We start from the raw sequence: 18,297 nt of genomic DNA on the forward strand, positions 1-18,297 counted from the left end.
TTCAGACAGCAAGAAGTCTTTGAGTAGCTTCATCCCAAATGGATTTAGCGGACGCAAATGCAATTCTTTGCTCAGATGCTGTTTTAGTATATCTTCCAACATTTACAGCAAATATATTTCTGACTTTTCCCATCAGTGATAATGTACATTGTGCTGAATTAGGATGCTTAAATTTAATCAGTATCTTCTCTTTTCTCCTAGTTGGCTGATGGGCATTCTCAATCCGATTATTTAGTCTTTTATCGGTACGATGCTTAGTCCTAGGACACATATACCTAACTGGTTTAATGTAGCTTTTTAGCTTATCAGTCACAATAACCCTTGGACATGGATAATTACCCAATAATCTTGATAAAAAGCGAATAGCTGATTTCTTGTTACGACGCTTCTGCAGTAATACTTCTAATTCATGTCCCTCAGAGTCAACAGCTCTCCATAATATGAATACTTCACCTTTGATCTTGATATTCATCTCATCCAAATGCCATTTATCAGTTGGCTTTCGCTCTCTCTTACTAATAACATCTTGAAAATAAACTACAAACTTATAACACCAAAACCTTACAGTCTCATGACTTAATATAATACCTCGATAAGCCATCTGCTCTTGAACATCTCGGTAACTATTATTAAAGCGATGATATAACCATACTGTATGGCTAATAATGCTTGCTGGAAAACGATGTCTATTCGGGGCTTGAGTAATATGCATAGCGGTAAAATCTAGGATAAATTGTTACTGCTATTCTATAAATCATTCCCTGTAATTGCTCAATACTTAATTTATACCTCCCTTAACTTGACGGTGCCATTGTAGCTGCAAAAAATGATCAAATAGTGCCTGAATCTTCCATTTTATCTTTGCAAAAATTGTTTAAAAGCTCTACTCTTATAGAGGTACCAGGCGGACATATTAGTTATTTGATAAATGATAAGCTGACAGAGTTATTTAAATTGATGTCATTCCCGCGGAGGCGGGAATCCAGCACAAAGTCCCTATGTCATACCGCGGCTCGACCGCGGTATCTCAGGACACAGTCTGCGATAAAAGACCCCGTGATCAAGTCACGGGGTGACAGTATAGTTAACTAGATTCCCGCCTCCGCGGGAATGACATGGTACAAGTTTTTCGATCCACGCAAAAAGCCGCCATGGGATGACAGGAATGTAACAAATATTATTTTAAGGAGTATATATCATGATAAAACCGATTTACATCACTCATGCGAAAAGAACAGCTTTCGGCTCGTTTATGGGTAGTCTTAGTACTACTCCTGCACCAATGATTGCGACGCACCTAATAAAGGATATTTTGCAGAATAGTAAAATCGATCCAGCTTTAATAAATGAGGTGATACTCGGGCAGGTAATCACAGGCGGTAGCGGGCAGAATCCGGCAAGACAAACGCTCATTCATGCAGGTATTCCTAAAGAAGTACCAGGCTATACAATTAATAAGGTTTGCGGTTCAGGTCTTAAAACAGTAGCACTTGCTGCAGCCTCAATTATGACTGGCGATAACGATATTGTGATAGCAGGTGGGCAGGAAAATATGTCGCTCGGTATGCATGGCAGCTATATAAGAGCAGGAGCTAAATTCGGCGATATTAAAATGGTTGATCTAATGCAATATGATGGATTAACTGATGTATTTTCAGGGGTATTTATGGGTATTACTGCCGAGAATATTTCAAAGCAATTTAATATTACTAGAGAGCAGCAAGATGAATTTGCTTTAAGTTCACATCAAAAAGCAGCGAAAGCCCAAAAAGCCGGAATATTTAAAGATGAGATCTTACCTATTGAAGTGACGATTAAAAAAACTACTAACTTATTTGATCATGATGAGACAGTAAGACCTGATACCAGCCTTGAGATTTTAGGTAAATTACGCCCTGCTTTCGATAAAAACGGTACAGTTACTGCCGGTAATGCTTCCTCAATTAATGATGGTGCTGCATGTCTTATGGTAGTATCCGAAGAGGCATTAAAAAAGCATAATCTAACTCCGCTTGCTCGTATTGTCTCATATGCTTCTGCCGGTGTTGATCCAAGTATTATGGGGACTGCTCCCGTTCCTGCCTCTCAAAAAGCTTTAAGCAAAGCCGGCTGGAGTGTTAATGATTTAGATCTTATCGAGGTTAATGAAGCTTTTGCCGCTCAAAGTATTTATGTTAATCGTGAAATGAAATGGGATATGAGCAAGGTTAATGTGAATGGTGGAGCAATAGCAATCGGTCACCCAATCGGTGCTAGCGGCGGACGTGTTCTTATTACTTTAATACATGGATTAAGAAGAAATAAGGCTAAAAAGGGCTTAGTTACCTTATGTATCGGTGGTGGTATGGGTATGGCTATGTGCGTTGAAACGATTTAATTTTGTTACCCCGTGGCTTAGGAAATGCCATGTATGTCATTCCCACTTAAGGCTTGCTTGCGTAGATTGAAAAACTTGTTTTTTGAGCCATGCAACAACACTGGTCAAGCCACGGGATCCAGCATAAAGCGAGATAAAATCGAGCTTTTTTATTTGTATTTTATGTTACTGGATCCCATGAATAAATTACGGGATGACAGGGAAACCCAATCCACGTAAGCAGCACTCAACAGGGCACCGTCAAGTTAAGGGAGGTATAAACTAAACAACCCTCAGCTATAAGCTGAGGGGTTATAAAGTGGAATCGATTAGAAATCGATCATCATTCACAGGTTCACCACTAACTTGCTAAGAGATATTTGCGGCTTATATGAGATAAACATATGTACGTGATCACATGATATTTTCCCTGAAATTATATGTACTTCATGTTCCATACAAATCTGCCTCAGTAAATCTCTAGTCCTTTCCGATACTTTGCCTATCAATATTCTCTTCCTATATTTTGGTATCCATATAGGCACCGTCAAGTTAAGGGAGGTATAAATTAAGTATTGAGCAATTACAGGGAATGATTTATAGAATAGCAGTAACAATTTATCCTAGATTTTACCGCTATGCATATTACTCAAGCCCCGAATAGACATCGTTTTCCAGCAAGCATTATTAGCCATACAGTATGGTTATATCATCGCTTTAATAATAGTTACCGAGATGTTCAAGAGCAGATGGCTTATCGAGGTATTATATTAAGTCATGAGACTGTAAGGTTTTGGTGTTATAAGTTTGTAGTTTATTTTCAAGATGTTATTAGTAAGAGAGAGCGAAAGCCAACTGATAAATGGCATTTGGATGAGATGAATATCAAGATCAAAGGTGAAGTATTCATATTATGGAGAGCTGTTGACTCTGAGGGACATGAATTAGAAGTATTACTGCAGAAGCGTCGTAACAAGAAATCAGCTATTCGCTTTTTATCAAGATTATTGGGTAATTATCCATGTCCAAGGGTTATTGTGACTGATAAGCTAAAAAGCTACATTAAACCAGTTAGGTATATGTGTCCTAGGACTAAGCATCGTACCGATAAAAGACTAAATAATCGGATTGAGAATGCCCATCAGCCAACTAGGAGAAAAGAGAAGATACTGATTAAATTTAAGCATCCTAATTCAGCACAATGTACATTATCACTGATGGGAAAAGTCAGAAATATATTTGCTGTAAATGTTGGAAGATATACTAAAACAGCATCTGAGCAAAGAATTGCATTTGCGTCCGCTAAATCCATTTGGGATGAAGCTACTCAAAGACTTCTTGCTGTCTGAAATCTAAAAATATAGTACTTTGTGATACTAATTTACTTAACTTGACGGTGCCTTTGGCAATTCTAATTTCTTAACCTACTTATATCCGATTTACAAAAACTATTGCATATTTTGGCTCTATAGTTTATTTTGATTAGCAAACTAATATGCTGAATTATTTATAAATAACGGATTATTACAAATGGCAACTACCATATTAAAAAACGAAGGGCTAGATTTTCATATTAAAATTTCAACTCCTTTAAGTGAAATAGATAATGATATTCAAAAAGAGCTGGTCGACTTAACAAAAAAGGTCAAAATAGCAGGTTTTAGAGCTGGTAAAGTACCTATTGCAATTGTTGAGAAAAAATATGGTGCTTCTGTCAGAAATGATATAATAGAAAAAAGAATTAATGATTCAGTAAATCATGTTATTAAGGAGCATAATTTAAATATTATCGGCAGACCAAAAATTGATGATTTGCAAAACGAACCTAATAAGCCTTTAGAATTTACAATAAAAATGAAATTATTGCCTAAAATTGATATTCCAGATTTAAAGAAAATATCTATAAATCGTCCGAAATTAGAAGTAAGTCCTGATGATGTTGAAGAACAACTCAAAAAGCTTGCGGAAATGATGAAAAGTTATACCAAAGAAAGTAAAGCAAAAGCTAAAGATGGTGATCAAATTACCATGGATGCAGTTGGTTATGTTAAAGATGAGGCTTTTGAGGGTGGCAAACTTACGGATTTTAAAGTAGTTATTGGTAGTAATGCACTTATTCCTGATTTTGAAAAGCAATTAATAGGTTCTAAAGCTGGTAGTGAAGTAGAAGTTAATGTAACTTTCCCTGAAAATTATCATGCTAAAGATTTAGCTGGTAAGGATGCTCATTTTGTAGTCCAAGTTAAAGCTGTTCATACTGCAGAACCTACAGTCATTGATGATGAGTTTGCTAAAAAATTCCAAAGCAATAGCCTTGAAGAGCTACGCACTCACTTTACCAAAAAAATAGAAAATGAGTCGGAAGAAGCTATTTCTACTATTATGAAAATGAATTTATTTGATCAACTAGAAAAATTGTTAGATTTTGACGTGCCTGAATCTTTATTAGATCAAGAAAAAAATATCTTAAAGTCTGAAACTGACAAAAGCGAGCAAGATGATTCTGTATTCAAAGATAAATCACCAGAACAAGTAAAAGAATACTATGATAAATTAGCATTACGTCGTGTTAGAATTGGGTTAATGCTTGCAGAATATGCAAAAGATAAAAATTTACAAGTAGAGCCTGATGATCTTCGCAGAATTATTATGCAGCAAGCACGTAGCTTTCCTGGTCAAGAAAATATATTGTTTGATAAAAATAACCCTAGAGCTTTTGAGCAGCTTAAAGGACCTGCGTTAGAAGAAAAAGCGGTACAACATATTTTTGATAATGCGGTAAATCTCAAAGAGAAAAAATATAACAGAAAAGAATTAGAAAAATTATTAGAATCAGAAGAGCAACGCATTACTGCTATGTAATAATTTTTATTTACTTCCTGTCATAGCATCAATTTGGCAACCCAAAAGTTTTGGGTTGCCCCACTCTTTCACAATGACGATACCACATAAGCCCTATAAACCTATTTACATAAACAAATAATCTATGTTATAATAATCTAGCTAATCTAGACATGTAGGAGCTTAAATATGAATAAATGGCAATTGCACGAAGCAAAAAATAAGCTAAGTAATATTGTTGATACAGCAATGCAAGGTACACCTCAATGTATTACAAAAAGGGGAGAAGAAGCAGTTGTAGTTATTAGTATGAAAGACTATAAACAACTTACTAAACAAAAACTTAGTTTTAGCGAGTATTTATTGAGTGCTCCTGATTTTAATAAATTAGATCTCCAAAGAGTGCAAGGAAAGGCAAGAGATTTCGAGTTATGAAATATTTAATAGATACTAACGCTATATCGGAATTATATAAAAAGAATCCTGATAGTAAGGTAGTACAGTGGTTTTTAAGTATTCACACTAGTCAATTACATATAAGCTGTATAACTATAAGGTGAAATAAGAAAAGGTATATCAAAATTAGCAAAAAAAGATAAAGTAGCAAGTCTAAAATTAGAAAAATGGTTAGAAGGAATAGTAATAGATTATGATAAAAGAATTCTTGATATTGACAGAGAAATATGTGAAGAATGGGGAGAATTAATAAGTATAGACGGTACTAATCCAATCGATACTTTAATAGCAGCACAAGCAAAACAACATAATATGATATTAGTTACTAGAAATACCAAGCATTATAATATGTTTAACATTAAAATATTCGATCCTTTTAATTGATCAAAATTTTCTTTCCCGATAACAACGCCTTATGAAAAAACTATCATTTCAGCAAATTATACTAACCTTGCAGAATTATTGGCAGGATTATGGATGTGCGATTTTGCAGCCTTACGATGCCCATGTTGGAGCTGGTACGTTTCACCCTGCAACAGTACTTCGTTGTCTCGGGTCCAAGCCTTGGTCTGTCGCTTACGTGCAGCCGTCAAGAAGACCTGGGGATAGCAGATATGGCATGCATCCTAATAGAATGCAGCATTATTACCAATTTCAAGTTATCTTAAAGCCCTCACCCGACAATATTCAGGAGCTATATCTTAAAAGTTTGGAATGCTTAGGGATAGATTTAAAAGCTCACGATATTAGGTTTGTTGAAGATGATTGGAAATCACCGACGCTAGGAGCTGCAGGGCTTGGCTGGGAAATATGGTGTGACGGTATGGAAGTGTCGCAGTTCACTTATATGCAGCAAATTGGCGGTATAGAATGTAAACCAGTTGCCGGTGAAATCACATATGGTTTAGAGCGTCTTGCTTTATATATCCAAGGAATCGACGAAGTAAAAGAGCTTGATTGGAACGGTCAAGTAGGTGAAAAAGCTCTAAAATACGGCGAAGTTGATTTTGAAGCTGAACGACAATTTTCAAAATATAATTTAGAGCTTGCTGATAGCGAAATTTTGTTAAGACATTTTAAAGACAGCGAAGAACAATGCGTGCGGTTAGTAAATAAAAATGTGCCTTTAGTTGCTTATCATAAGTGTGTAAAAGCAAGCCATTATTTTAATTTATTGAATTCACGTGGAGTAATTAGTGTAACGGAGCGTGCTTCATATGTGTTAAGAGTGCGTCATTTAGCTAAAATTTGTTGTATGAAATGGTTGGAGTTAAACGGTGAGTGAATTATTATTAGAGCTATTTAGCGAAGAAATACCGGCTTTTATGCAAAAAGATGCTGAAGAGGGTTATTTAAATATATTTACGAAGATTTTTGAAGAAAATGAAATTTTTGCAAAAATACAAGTATTTTCAGGATCTCGCAGGATAACGCTATATGCTACACATTTGCCGAAAGTAACGTTACCAAAAGCAATAGAAATTAAAGGACCAAGTACGGAAGCACCAGAAGCTGCAATTAGTGGCTTTTGTAAAGCTCATAACGTTAGCAAATTAGAGCTTTCAACTAAGTTAATTAATAACCAATTATATTATTTCTACATTAAAAAAGTAGAAGAAAAACAAATAAAAGAAATTTTACCTGAAATTATCGTGGAAGCTATTAATAAATATAGCTGGGCAAAATCTATGTTTTGGGGAAATTACAATATAAAATGGATTAGACCGCTACGAAATATTTTATGTATATTTGACGGCAAAATATTACCGTTGCAGTTCGGTCATTTAACAGCCAACAATATTACATTCGGGCATCGTCTTACTGATAATAAAAAAATAGAAGTAGAAAATTTTGAAGATTATAAAACTAAACTCACAGAAAATCATGTAATTTTAGAAAGATTGAAGCGAGAAGAAATAATTAAAACTGGTTTATTAGAGCAAGCAAATACTCATAATTTAACTATAAAAGAAGATTTAAGATTAGTCGAAGAAGTAGCAGGGCTTAGTGAATTTCCGGTAGTATTATGCGGGGCAATACCGCAAAAGTTTTTAGAGTTGCCTAAAGAAGTGCTAATTTCTTCGATGCGTACTCATCAGAAATATTTTTGTTTATTTGATAGATCAGGAAATTTTGCTCCATATTTCCTTTTTGTTAGTAATGGACAGTTTGCCAATAGCACGTTAGTTGTGCAAGGTAATGAAAAAGTATTATCTGCAAGGCTTTCTGATGCTTTATATTTTTACAAACAAGATATATCTAAAACTTTAGAAGCAAATTTAGAAAAGCTTGCAGCTGTAACATTTCACACAAAGCTTGGTAGTTTAAAGGAAAAAGTAGAGCGTATTACTAATATTTGTAAATATATCGATCCTGATAATAAGGATTTAATTACGGCAGCTAAACTTTGCAAAAGTGATCTTGTTTCTGAAATGGTTGGAGAATTCCCCGAGCTACAAGGTATTATGGGTTATTACTATGCAAAACATGAAAAGCTAAATGAAGAAATAGCTGTAGCAATCAGAGATCATTATAAGCCGCAAGGTTTGAGTGATAGCGTACCGGTTGGTAATGCTGCTTTGCTTGCGATTGCGGATAAATTAGACAGTTTAGTAGGTCTAATGATAGCTGGTGAAGCCCCAACAGGTTCCGGTGATCCATATGCGTTAAGACGTCAGGTATTAGGCATAATAAGAATAATAATTGAGAATAAATTAGAGCTGAATTTAAGCAATCTAATTGATTTTTCCTTGAAGCTATATAAGGATTCATCTGTTAAAGATAGGGATTTAATAATATCGTTCTTTGAAGAAAGAGCAAAATTTTATTTTAAAAATGAATATGATATTTCGCTAATTAATGCTGTTCTTGATTTAAATTTAGCAAATATAAAATTTAAGCTTGATGCGTTGAAAGAGTTTTTAGAAAAAGAAGACGGAAAGCAATTATTAAATGCTTATAAACGAGCAAGTAACATAATTGAGAGCCAAAATATTGATGGAGCTGTTGAGCCTAATCTATTTAGTACTCAACCTGAAAAAGAATTATTTGAAGTAACTCAAAAGCTTTCACTACAAATTGTCGATAAGGATTATGATAAGGCATTAAATTTATTGCAGACTCTATTAACTCCGATTACTAGCTTTTTTGATAATGTACTTGTTAATGATAGTGACCCAAAAATTGCCAAAAATCGGTTGTTAATATTACAAGATGTTTGCAAATTATTTCATAAGATCGCTAAATTTAACCGCTTATGATAAAACAAGCAGTTAAATTTATAACCTCCGGTAAAGTCGTAGTTTTTCCGACCGAAACTGTATATGGAATAGGAGCAGATGCTACTAATCAAGAAGCATGCTTAAAAATCTTTCAATTTAAAAATCGCCCTGCTATCAACCCGCTTATTGTGCATGTCTCATCTATAGAGCAGGCAAAAGAAATCGGTAAGTTTAATTACATAGCCAAAAAAATAGCAGAAAAATTTTGGTCTGGTCCTTTGTCTATAGTTGTTCCGTTAAAAGAAAATGCAAATATTGCACCAGCAGTTATGGCAGGACTTAAAACTATAGCGATTCGTATACCATCCCACCCATTAGCATTGGAACTTATTAAACAATTCGGAAAGCCAATAGCTGCTCCAAGTGCTAATCCTTCAAATTATATAAGCCCGACTAGGCTAGATCATGTTACAAAGCATTTTAATGATAATGAAGAAATTTTTATTCTAACAGACAAACATTATCAATCTAAATATGGTTTAGAATCAACTATCATTGATACTACGACTGACACACCTACTATTCTTAGAGAGGGATTTATCACTGCCGAAGTGTTAGAAGCAGCACTTGATATCAAAATTGGTAAAGCATCAAAAAATATTAATATTAAAGCTCCAGGAATGCTTGAGAAACATTATTCTCCGACAGTACCGATTAGATTAAATGCTATAAGCTTAAATGATAAAGAAATTGGATTAAATTTCGGTGATAGCAATCTTAAAGGGGAATATTCATTAAACTTAAGCAGTAAAGGTGACCTTGCAGAAGCAGCAGCCAATCTTTATGCATATTTGAGATTATTAGACGATTATGCTGCTGCTCATAATATGGAACATATAGCGGTTGCTCCCATACCTTCAATAAATATAGGTGTTGCTATTAACGATAGATTAAAACGTGCTGAGTCAATCATAATTTTTGTGTAAATTGTTAAAAATCATTTTCTAATAATTCATATTTAAAGAGGGTGTCAGGAAGTTTGTGTAAGTTGTAAAAATAGTTAAGAATAAAAATAACATAAACAACTTACATGGAGCTAATATGAAGAACAATAACAAAGTATCAAATCCAGCTATAGAAAAATTAGTATCAGAAATACTATCACAAAGTGATCCATCTGAAATATTTGGTAAAGAAGGGATATTTCAGGGAATTAAAAAGCAGATAGTAAATAAGATTTTAGAGAAAGAAATGGAATCTCATATAGGTTATGAGAAACATTCTAAAAATGAGAAATACTCAGATAACAGACGTAATGGTAATTATGAAAAGACTCTAATAGATCCAGAAGGTCGTAAATTGACAGTAGAAGTGCCAAGGGATCGGGATGGAGAATTTGAACCTCAACTAATTCCAAAAGGAGTGCGTAAATTTGAAGGATTTGATGATAAAGTAATATCCTTATATGCTCGGGGAATGACCATTAGGGAAATACAAGGGCACTTAGAAGAACTATATGCCACCAAGGTATCATCTGAGTTAATATCAAAGGTAACTGATGGTATTTTAGAGGAAGTAACTGCTTGGCAGAATAGAGCACTTGATAATGTATATCCTATAATGTACTTAGATTGTATTCATGTTAAGGCAAGAGATAATCATGTAATAATAAATAAAGCGGTTTATCTAGCTATTGGAGTGAATATGGAGGGCAAGAAAGAGCTATTAGGAATTTGGATAGGCAAGAATGAAGGGTGTAAATTTTGGATGCAGGTAGTAACAGAACTGAAGAATCGAGGAGTTGCACAAATATATGTTGCATGTGTTGATGGTCTTAAGGGTTTTCCAGAGGCGATAAATAGCATTTTTCCAAAGACGATAGTGCAGTTGTGTATTGTTCATATGGTAAGAAATTCTGTAAAATACGTATCATACAAAGATCTAAAAGCGGTAACAGCTGATTTAAAAGCAGTTTATTCTGCAATAAATGAAGCAGAGGGATTAAGAGAATTACAAAACTTTGCCAAAAAATGGGATGAAAAATATCCAGTTATTTTTGACATATGGCAACGAAATTGGTCTGGCATAGCTCCATTTTTTAGCTTTCCGGAAGACATTAGGAAGGCGATTTACACTACTAATGCTATTGAATCCACTAACCGTCAAATTCGTAAAATTATTAAAAATAAAGGAGTATTTCCAGATGACAAATCGATTCAGAAAATAATCTTTTTGGCGTTGACAAATGCCTCTAAAAAATGGACAATGCCTATTAAGAATTGGGCGATGGCTTTAAATCAATTTGCTATACTTTGTGATACTAATTTACAAAATTGGGCAAATGGAGAAATCGTACTTACACAAAAAATCTGACAGACCCATTTGTCTATTTACCGATTCTATCGTATTGGTAGTATAGATTACCTTTCTAATCTCTTTAGGGAACGCAAAGAAAGGTACTATACCACTCCAATTACATATCCATATATCAGAAATAACTGGGTATTTACTATCCCATTTTTTAGCAAACTCTTCTAATGCTAAATTAGCCATATTCTCATTATTTGCTGTATAGATTTGTTTTAAGTCAGCTGCTACTTCTTTAAGATTTTTGTAAGAAACGTACTTTAAAGAATTACGTACCATATGTACTATACAAAGTTGTACTATGGTATTTAGGAAAACACTGTTTATTGCATCTCTAAAACCTTTAAGACCGTCAACACATGCTACATAAATTTGTTCTACACCTCGGTTCTTTAATTCGCTTACAACCTGTATCCAAAACTTTGAACCCTCATTCTTGCTAATCCAAATACCCAAAAGCTCTTTCTTGCCTTCTATATTTATACCAATAACAAGGTAAACAGCCTTATTTATAACTATATTATTATCTCTTGCTTTTACCATGATGCAATCTAAATATACAATTTGGTATATTCTATCTAATGCTCGGGCTTGCCATCTTATTACCTCTTCCATAACTCCATCTGTAATAGTCGAGATAAGCTCCTTAGATACTTCTGTATGATACATTTCCTCTAAATGGGATTGAATCTCACTCATGGTCATACCTCTTGCATAAAGTGAAATAACGCTATCATCAAATCCAGTGAATCTTCTAACTCCCTTAGGAATTAATTGAGGCTCAAAACTATTGTCTCTATCTCTTGGAATATCAAGTACTATCTTTTGACCACTGTCATCTATTACTGTCTTTTCGCTCGTACCATTACGACGATTGCTATCTTGCTTTGATGCCTTGCTATGCCTCGAATAACCTAATTCATGACTTAGCTCGTCCTCTAGTATTCTCTCTACTAACCTCTTCTTTAATTGCTGAAACAATCCATCCTTTCCAAATAACTCTTTAGGATTAGATTGGGATAATATTTCCTCTACTAACTTAGTATTTATATCTGCACTTCTAACACCAGCTTCTATTTTCTTAGCCATATTTTTTACCTTTGTTCTAGTTGTATTTTAACAGTATTTCTTTCTCTGTTGCTTTACAACTTACACAAAATATATGATAGACTCTCATTGCGAGCCACTGAAAGTGGCACGGTAATCTCAGGAAATAGAAATAACTTCTAAGATTGCTTCGTCACTACGCTTCTCGCAATGACGGATTATCCATTCCTTGCTTTCCTACTAAGCCAGTTTTGTAGATAAGAGTCTGCAAGCTCAGCATCTTCTATAACGATTACATTTTCTGCATTACGTTTATCAGCAGCAGCAGTAAAATTAAATGAACCGGTTATTACTTTCCTTTTATCGATAATTATAACTTTATTATGAGCAATACCCGGAACTTTATCTATACCTACCTCAATTTTTGCTCGTTGTAATTCGTGTAACTTAGAAAATTTTTGCTTTAAATTACTACGATCCAGTAAGATTTTCACTTGTACACCACGTGCTTGAGCATCAATTAAAGCGGCAGTAATCAATGAATCGCTCATGCCATATGCATGCATATAAATAGACTCTCTAGCCGTATCAATTTGATCTGCTATAAATTTAGTACAACCTGATGGGGGAGTAAAACATGTACTAACTTTACTTCTAGAAAGCTGCGAAATATTGTAATGCTTTATTTTTGGAGGCGGTGTATGTGATATTTTGAACTGATTTATTAGGTCAGTTCCATAATCTGAATATCCTAGAACACCTATTGCTATGCCTAAAATAAAGGCAATAAATATTTCCGTAAATTTTTTATTTTTTCTCTTCACAAACTTTTTTATTTTTTAACGTAACTTCCTGGTGCTTCTTCAATTGATATTAAATTTTAATAATCTAAAGATTTTACTAGTTCAGCATTACTTTTGATAAGCCAATTAAGCCAGCAATCCCACCATGAGCCTTTATGTTCCGTAGCTTTTAAAAGCCATTCTCTACTATTTAAACTTAAATCCTCATTAAGTCTATAATTATATTTAGTAGTTTTTGGAGGATTAATAACTCCTGCTACATGCCCTGAATCAGTTAAGCAAAAAATCTTATTACCATTTATTAATTTCATTCCATCATATATTGAACGCCAAGGTGCGATATGATCTTCCTTAGCTGCCACAAAAAAAGAATCACAATCAACTTTACTAAGATCTATCTTAGTTCCCAATACCTCTAAAGTATTAGGCTCTTTTAGTAAATTATTATAATAGGTATTTTGTAAATATTCTTGATACATTCTTGCCGGTAAATTTGTAGAATCAGCATTCCAATATAACAAATCAAAAGGCATAGGATTTTTGCCAAGTAAATAATTATTTACAAAAAATGTCCAAATTAAATCATTAGCTCTTAGTAAACTAAAGGTATTTGATAAATATTTTCCATCAAAATATCCTTTCAAATCCATATCCTCTTTAATATACTTCATCGTATTTTCATTAAAAAATACTCCAAGCTCACCAGGACTAGTATAATCAAGCAGGGTGGTAAAGAACGTAGCACTATTAGTGCAATCTAGTTTTTTTACTTTTAAATAAGCAAGAATAATGGCAAGAAATGTTCCGCCCATGCAATATCCAACGAAGTCAATTTTTTTAAAGCCAAGCTTTCTAATATATTCAATAGGGGCTAAAATCCCATCTTGTAAGTAATCATCAAAGTCTTTTTCTGCTAAAGATGAATCCGGATTAACCCATGAAATAAGGAAAACTTGAAAATTATTTTCCACTAAACAACCCTCAGCTATAAGCTGAGGGGTTATAAAGTGGAATCGATTAGAAATCGATCATCATTCACAGGTTCACCTTCCTGTTCATCAATATAGTGCTGTATCATTTCATCAGTTATATTACCTGAACTGACTGCCATATAGCCCCTAGCCCACAAATGATTGCCCCAAAATTGTTTTCGTAAATGAGTAAATTCTTGCAATAAAATTCTTGAGCTAATGCCTTTTAAATACTGTACTAACTTGCTAAGAGATATTTGCGGCTTATATGAGATAAATATATGTACGTGATCACATGATATTTTCCCTGAAATTATATGTACTTCATGTTCCATACAAATCTGCCTCAGTAAATCTCTAGTCCTTTCCGATACTTTGCCTATCAATATTCTCTTCCTATATTTTTGTATCCATATAAGATGCACTTTTAAATCATACTGACTATGACTATTCTTTCTATAACTTCTCATATTTCTTGATATAAATTCATTGCTAAAGCAATTTCATTATATCTTCCCTTCGCCTAAAGGCGAGGGATTTTTGATCCCCGAAGGGGGACATTAAATTTTGTGGTATTATACTACCCTTGCCCTGCATTAAATGCATGATCAATTCTTGATATTTATCAGCTATTTCTTTGAAATTATTAATTATCGTTTCGTGTGGTATGTTGTACATAGTATATTCCGGTATACATCTTATAAATTAAGAGTTGGTATACGAAGGTCAATTTCAAAAAGAGCAAGGAGACTGTAAGCCGAGGAGCGGAGCGTATACTTAATACGTGAGCACCGAAGGACTTACAAGACGACGTAGCCAATTTTTGAAATTCACCGAGTATATATCTTTAGACTATCCCATATACTATTTATCTTGTCGATAACTTCCTGATCCATTTCGATTTTTTTACCCCATTTTCTGTTTGTCTCAGGGTATATTTTATCTGTTGCATCTATTCCCATTTTGCTGCCAAGCCCTGACTCTGGGGAGGCAAAATCTAAATAATCTATTGGGGAGTTTTCTATGAAAGTTGTATCACGCTTTGGATCAACTCTTGTTGAGATTGCCCAAATTACTTCCTGCCAGTTACGAATATCGATATCATCATCAACAACGATAATAAATTTGCTATACATGAATTGCCGTAAATAAGACCAAACACCAAGCATTATTCTTTTAGCATGACCAGGATAAGACTTTTTAATTGATACTACCGCAACCCTATATGAACAACCTTCAGGTGGCAGCCAAAAATCAACAATTTCCAGAAATTGCTGTTGAATAAGAGGGATAAAAATCTCATTTAATGCTTCACCGAGTATTGATGGCTCATCTGGCGGTTTGCCTGTATAAGTACTCAAATATACAGGATTTTTTTTCATCGTTATTGCTGTTACAGTAAATACTGGAAATTCTTCAACATCATTGTAATATCCGGTATGATCGCCAAAAGGACCTTCGGGTAAATATTCATCTAGACTAACATACCCCTCAAGCACTATCTCACTATGTGCTGGAACTTTTAAATCAATGGTTTTACACTTTACCAGCTCTACTTTTTCATTACCAAGCAACCCAGCAAAATTATATTCCGAAATATTTTCTGGTATCGGCATTACTGCTGCCATAGTTATTGCCGGATTTGCCCCAATAACTATAGCAGCTGGGAAAGGTTCTTTTTTCGATTCTTTCCAACGTTTGTGATGCTCTGCACCACCTCGCAGCTTAAGCCAACGCATCAATAATTTATTTTCTGAAATAACCTGCATTCTATATATGCCGAGATTATAATTATCAACCTTTTCATCGGTTGGTCCTTTAGTTACAACTATAGACCAAGTAATTAAAGGTGAAACATCAAGAGACCAACATTTTTGGATTGGTAATACATTAAGATCAGGCTTGTCGATAATAATCTCATGGCAAGCGGCTTTTAAAACAGTTTTAGGCGACATAGCAAAGATACGCTTTGCTAGCGGTAACATCGATAATGTTTCTTTAAAAGATGATGGTGGTTGCGGTTGTTTAAGAAATGCGAGTAAAACTCCAAGCTCTCTTAATTCCTGAATATTCTGAAGCTTAAGCCCCATGCAAATACGATTTATACTAGCATAAAGATTAGTTAGAACAGGTATTGTAGATTTACTGCCGTTAGATTTTATAACATTCTCAAATAGCAAAGCAGGACCACCTTGCTCCAATGCTCTTCTGCTGATTTCAGTAATTTCTAGATCAGTTTTAACTTCAACAGAAATACGCTTTAATTCACCGTTTTTTTCTAACAATTTCAAAAACTCGGGTAAATCTCTAAAGCTCATATGTTGTTTTGTTATTGGATACTAATTGTCACCCCGCGACTTGACCGCGGTATCTTAGGATGCAGTCTGTGACATAAGACCCCGCGGTCAAGTCGCGGGGTGACACAACTCATTTACATAGTCTTCACTTTCATATCGTTTTGCTTGATCGTATAGTTAATCAATTCATCAATTATAGAATTTTTAATAGTGTGTACTATATTTTTTTCTGAGTTAGTTCTAATATTTTTAGCCACCTGCTCATCTATATTTGTAGATTTAATATGGGCAAAATATAAGTCATCACCTACTTGAAATACAGGAGTATTAGCACCTATTTTAGTGTTAAAAATGGATAATAATATTTCAGGGGTTAACATCTGATCATTTTCCATTTCTGATCTTATATAAGTTTTGTTACGTATTTTAGCATTTGATGTGTTATCTTCTGTATTAAAATTGTCTTCTTTTGCTAAATCTTTCATAATTTTTATATTAAGATCAGCAAGATATTGCTTTATCCAAGTGCTATTTATCTGTTCTTTAATACTATCAAATTCAGGTATTTTTGCTGGATTTATAGATTTTAATTCAACAAGTACTAAATAGCTTTTATCTTCTGCCTCAATCGGATAAGATAATTCCCCCTCGCTAAGCTCAAAAATACTATCGGCATTTTCGGCAATTATTTTGTCTTCGATCAAATCGGCATAGCTTATATTATTGATATTGTTAATAGGCAACTCATATTTTTCTGCGATTTCAACTAAGCTAGAACCGGCTGCGACATCATCTTCTAAGTTTTTAGCAAGCTCCATATTTAGAATATCAATTTTTTGAGATTCTATTTGTTCATATAATTGTTTTTGTACATCCTCAAAACTTTGTTCTTCAAATTCCTCTTTATTCTCATTATAAAATTCTAATAATTCTTCTTTAGTAACTTGGATTTTCTTTTGTAAGTTTTCAGTAGTAACTTTTATATATGAAAAGCTACGCTTCTCAGGTATTTCAAATGAAGATTTGTTATTTTGATAAAAATCTTTTAATTCCTGATCAGAGGGAACTGGAATTTGTAAATCTTTTGGCTTGTTTTGTAGATTCATTTGCACTAATTCTACTTCTCTTTTTTCAGCCATATAATTTACTATATTATCAGTCATAGCTTTTGGAACATAGAAGCTATCTAAAAAAGTACCAGCAAAAATATTTTTTAAAGCTTTTTCTTTAAAATTTACTAAATATTTTTCTTCATCTGTATAAGAATTTCTAAAATAAGTTTTAAAGAGCTTTATATCGAAAATTCCTTGATCATTTTTAAAAACTGGTGATTCTTTTACTAAATTTTTTACAGTATCGTCACTTATATCAAAATCATAATAGCTAACTAGATAATCTAAGATATTCTCAAAAATAAGCCTTTTTAAGATTCTATTATCTATATTTAATTGTGCTATTTCTTCTTCCGTTAGGCTTACTCCTACTTGTTTAGATATAGCGTTAATTTCTAAAGATTTTGCCCGCAGAAAATCTTCTTGCGATATGTTTTTCGCATGAGAAAAAGTTACGATATTGCTACCACCTCTTCCATGTAATACATCTTTAATGCCAAAGCCAACAAAGGCAAAAACGATCATTGCGAATAAAACCCGCATTATAAAACTATCGGCAGTTTTTCTAATATTATTTAACATAATTTTTTATTTAAGATTCTTAATGTCATCTTGTACATTATAAAGCAAAAAAACCTACATAGTCAAACTATATAGGTTTTTTATTACATATGTGTCATGCAGTATGGATCAATTTTCCCGTCAGTGTGAGGAAATTACGAAGTAACTTGTACGTACGCAATCTTAGGATGCTTGACAAGATTGCCACGTCGATACTTTGTATCTCCTCGCAATGACGGGGAAACTGATGTGCACAAACAAGCCA

16 protein-coding genes and 3 pseudogenes are annotated in these 18,297 nt (G+C 33.7%); 10 read left to right on the forward strand and 9 right to left on the reverse strand.

The features are described 5' to 3' along the window. Nucleotide 1: 1 nt before the first annotated feature. The gene (locus BA173_RS03945) at nucleotides 2-712 is read right to left on the reverse strand and encodes an IS6 family transposase (protein WP_095568243.1); all 711 of its coding nucleotides are present in this window, start codon (nucleotides 710-712) and stop codon (nucleotides 2-4) included. A gap of 98 nt (nucleotides 713-810) precedes the next feature. On the opposite strand from BA173_RS03945, the pseudogene BA173_RS08475 reads away from it, so the two are divergent. Together BA173_RS08475 and BA173_RS03955 are read left to right on the forward strand one after the other, a co-directional pair. After that, nucleotides 811-954 (forward strand): annotated as a pseudogene (locus BA173_RS08475) (alpha/beta hydrolase family protein); the annotation flags it as partial. Between the two features lie 244 nt (nucleotides 955-1,198). Continuing rightward, nucleotides 1,199-2,377, forward strand: a complete 1,179-nt coding sequence (locus tag BA173_RS03955) for an acetyl-CoA C-acetyltransferase (RefSeq protein WP_068042169.1) — start codon at nucleotides 1,199-1,201, stop codon at nucleotides 2,375-2,377. A 326-nt stretch (nucleotides 2,378-2,703) separates the two neighbouring features. On the opposite strand, the gene tnpA (BA173_RS03960) is transcribed toward BA173_RS03955, so the two are convergent. Next, nucleotides 2,704-2,973: an IS200/IS605 family transposase gene (gene tnpA, locus BA173_RS03960; RefSeq protein ID WP_232505902.1), complete on the reverse strand. Its 270-nt coding sequence runs from the start codon at nucleotides 2,971-2,973 to the stop codon at nucleotides 2,704-2,706. Nucleotides 2,974-2,994: 21 nt separating this feature from the next. Between tnpA (BA173_RS03960) and BA173_RS03965 the strand changes: the two genes are divergently transcribed. The 8 genes and pseudogenes from BA173_RS03965 to BA173_RS04000 all read left to right on the forward strand — a co-directional run bounded on the left by BA173_RS03965 (nucleotide 2,995) and on the right by BA173_RS04000 (nucleotide 11,247). Next, nucleotides 2,995-3,705, forward strand: a complete 711-nt coding sequence (locus BA173_RS03965) for an IS6 family transposase (RefSeq protein ID WP_095568243.1) — start codon at nucleotides 2,995-2,997, stop codon at nucleotides 3,703-3,705. A 181-nt stretch (nucleotides 3,706-3,886) separates the two neighbouring features. Further along, nucleotides 3,887-5,218: a trigger factor gene (tig, locus tag BA173_RS03970; protein ID WP_016948642.1), complete on the forward strand. Its 1,332-nt coding sequence runs from the start codon at nucleotides 3,887-3,889 to the stop codon at nucleotides 5,216-5,218. Between the two features lie 168 nt (nucleotides 5,219-5,386). Continuing rightward, nucleotides 5,387-5,632 carry a type II toxin-antitoxin system Phd/YefM family antitoxin gene (locus tag BA173_RS03975; RefSeq protein WP_016948643.1) on the forward strand — a complete coding sequence of 82 codons (246 nt, stop codon included), beginning with the start codon at nucleotides 5,387-5,389 and terminating at the stop codon, nucleotides 5,630-5,632. Then, nucleotides 5,629-6,037, forward strand: a pseudogene (locus BA173_RS03980) (type II toxin-antitoxin system VapC family toxin). Before BA173_RS03975 ends, BA173_RS03980 begins: the two are co-directional and overlap by 4 nt. Before the next feature lie 31 nt (nucleotides 6,038-6,068). Continuing rightward, nucleotides 6,069-6,938, forward strand: coding sequence for a glycine--tRNA ligase subunit alpha (locus BA173_RS03985; RefSeq protein ID WP_068041878.1), 870 nt, complete (start codon nucleotides 6,069-6,071; stop codon nucleotides 6,936-6,938). Then, nucleotides 6,931-8,913, forward strand: a complete 1,983-nt coding sequence (gene glyS / locus BA173_RS03990; RefSeq protein WP_068041874.1) for a glycine--tRNA ligase subunit beta — start codon at nucleotides 6,931-6,933, stop codon at nucleotides 8,911-8,913. Before BA173_RS03985 ends, glyS begins: the two co-directional genes overlap by 8 nt. Further along, nucleotides 8,910-9,860, forward strand: coding sequence for an L-threonylcarbamoyladenylate synthase (locus BA173_RS03995; protein WP_068041871.1), 951 nt, complete (start codon nucleotides 8,910-8,912; stop codon nucleotides 9,858-9,860). The genes glyS and BA173_RS03995 overlap by 4 nt, the downstream gene beginning before the upstream one ends. 115 nt (nucleotides 9,861-9,975) lie before the next feature. Continuing rightward, nucleotides 9,976-11,247, forward strand: coding sequence for an IS256 family transposase (locus BA173_RS04000; protein WP_068042377.1), 1,272 nt, complete (start codon nucleotides 9,976-9,978; stop codon nucleotides 11,245-11,247). Here BA173_RS04000 and BA173_RS04005 read toward each other — a convergent pair. From BA173_RS04005 to BA173_RS04040, 7 genes and pseudogenes are all read right to left on the reverse strand, one after another. Further along, entirely contained in the window at nucleotides 11,200-12,330 is a 1,131-nt protein-coding gene (locus BA173_RS04005; protein WP_095568294.1) for an IS256 family transposase, read from the reverse strand. The two genes, BA173_RS04000 and BA173_RS04005, sit on opposite strands and share 48 nt — an antisense overlap. Nucleotides 12,331-12,506: 176 nt before the next feature. Beyond that, nucleotides 12,507-13,112 (reverse strand): phospholipase D family protein, encoded by a 606-nt coding sequence (locus BA173_RS04010; protein ID WP_016948477.1) that lies wholly within the window; start codon nucleotides 13,110-13,112, stop codon nucleotides 12,507-12,509. Between the two features lie 56 nt (nucleotides 13,113-13,168). Then, entirely contained in the window at nucleotides 13,169-14,062 is an 894-nt protein-coding gene (locus tag BA173_RS04015; protein ID WP_198387177.1) for a PHA/PHB synthase family protein, read from the reverse strand. 29 nt (nucleotides 14,063-14,091) lie between these two features. After that, nucleotides 14,092-14,532 carry an IS200/IS605 family transposase gene (gene tnpA / locus BA173_RS04020; RefSeq protein WP_095568295.1) on the reverse strand — a complete coding sequence of 147 codons (441 nt, stop codon included), beginning with the start codon at nucleotides 14,530-14,532 and terminating at the stop codon, nucleotides 14,092-14,094. Nucleotides 14,533-14,620: 88 nt separating this feature from the next. Beyond that, nucleotides 14,621-14,740: pseudogene (locus tag BA173_RS08900) on the reverse strand (poly(3-hydroxyalkanoate) synthetase); the annotation flags it as partial. 152 nt (nucleotides 14,741-14,892) lie between these two features. After that, nucleotides 14,893-16,380: a UbiD family decarboxylase gene (locus BA173_RS04035; RefSeq protein WP_016948475.1), complete on the reverse strand. Its 1,488-nt coding sequence runs from the start codon at nucleotides 16,378-16,380 to the stop codon at nucleotides 14,893-14,895. Nucleotides 16,381-16,493: 113 nt separating this feature from the next. Further along, nucleotides 16,494-18,053 (reverse strand): SurA N-terminal domain-containing protein, encoded by a 1,560-nt coding sequence (locus BA173_RS04040; RefSeq protein ID WP_016948474.1) that lies wholly within the window; start codon nucleotides 18,051-18,053, stop codon nucleotides 16,494-16,496. Between the last annotated feature and the right edge of the window lie 244 nt (nucleotides 18,054-18,297).

Source organism: Rickettsia sp. MEAM1 (Bemisia tabaci) (genome assembly GCF_002285905.1).
Taxonomy (GTDB): Bacteria; Pseudomonadota; Alphaproteobacteria; order Rickettsiales; family Rickettsiaceae; genus Rickettsia.